Annotated in this window: 1 protein-coding gene; it reads left to right on the forward strand. The window is 66.3% G+C overall.

All coding sequences use genetic code 11. From position 1 onward, the window contains the following. Nucleotides 1-90 precede the first annotated feature (90 nt). Nucleotides 91-1,098 (forward strand): IS110 family RNA-guided transposase, encoded by a 1,008-nt coding sequence (locus tag GXW74_RS27715; RefSeq protein ID WP_211850160.1) that lies wholly within the window; start codon nucleotides 91-93, stop codon nucleotides 1,096-1,098. Nucleotides 1,099-1,356 lie beyond the last annotated feature (258 nt).

The raw sequence follows: 1,356 nt of genomic DNA on the forward strand, positions 1-1,356 counted from the left end.
GCGCGGAATTGTTGGGGTGGATGGCCCCCTACCGGCATCTTGGTGCCAAGCTGGCGGCTGTCAGCAGTCAGCGAACGGGAGCCATCCGCCATGGAGGTTAAGACGATCGGCCTGGATCTGGCCAAGCACATCTTCCAGGTGCACGGGGTGGACGCCTCCGGCGCGGTGAGCGTCACAAAGCGGCTGCGTCGGAGCCAGATGCTCGAGTTCTTCGCCGGGCTGAAGCCCTGCCTGGTTGGCATCGAGGCGTGCCCGACGGCCCACTACTGGGGTCGGGAGATAAGGTCCCTCGGGCACGACGTACGGCTGATCCCGCCGCAATACGTCAAGCCCTATGTGCGCCGGAGCAAGAATGACGCTGCAGATGCGGCGGCGATCTGCGAGGCGGTTGCCCGCCCGTCCATGCGCTTCGTCCCGCTCAAGGACGAGATGCAGCAGGCGGCTCTGATGTTGCATCGGGTGCGCGACCTGTTGGTGCGACAGAGGGTCCAGTTGATCAGCGCGATCCGAGCGCATGCCGCGGAGTTCGGCGTGATCGAGGCAAAGGGTCCGCAGAACATCGTGCGGCTGCTCGCCTCGCTCGAGGCCGGCGGGGTGCCCGACCTCGCGCGCCAGCTCATCGGCGTGCTCACAGAGCAGCTCGATGCCGTTGATGAGCAGATTGCCGAGGTCGATCGGCGCATCGTCAGCTGGCACAAGAACAATGAGACCAGCCGGCGGCTGGCCAGCATCCCCGGCGTTGGGACCATGACCGCGACGGCTATCGCTGCGACGGTCCCGGATCCTTCGGTGTTCCGAGGCGGGCGCGAGTTTGCGGCGTGGCTTGGCTTGGTCCCGCGGCAGAACTCGTCCGGGGGCAAAGCCCGCCTCGGGAAGATCAGCAAGCAAGGCAACGAACATGTGCGACGCCTGCTGATCATCGGTGCGCAGGCGGCGCTCCTGTGCTCGAAGGAGGTCAAGGCCAACCCCTGGGTCCAGGGCATGATGGCGCGACGCCCGCGCATGGTCGTGGTGGTCGCGTTGGCGAACAAGATGGCGCGTATCGCCTGGGCGCTCATGGCCCGGCGGACGCAATACGGAGTCGCAGTCGCCGCTTAGGCGGCGACTGCCGGCCGGGGGCCAGCGAAGGCAGAGGAGCATGATGGCGTAGTCGGTTGCACCGACGGGTTGGGCAAACCTGGATCATAGCGGGGGCTTCGAGCCCGCGAGATTGTTAAGGACCGAACCCGCGGAACCCATCAGGGCCAGCGGTCATGCCGACCGCACAACAGGCCGGACACATGACCGCAGGCAACCCGCTGCATCAGATTGCCATCCACCGCCCTTGAAGCCCGGGGGCCATCCACACATGCTATG

Source organism: Neoroseomonas eburnea (assembly GCF_018129005.1).
Classification (GTDB): Bacteria; Pseudomonadota; Alphaproteobacteria; order Acetobacterales; family Acetobacteraceae; genus Neoroseomonas; species Neoroseomonas eburnea.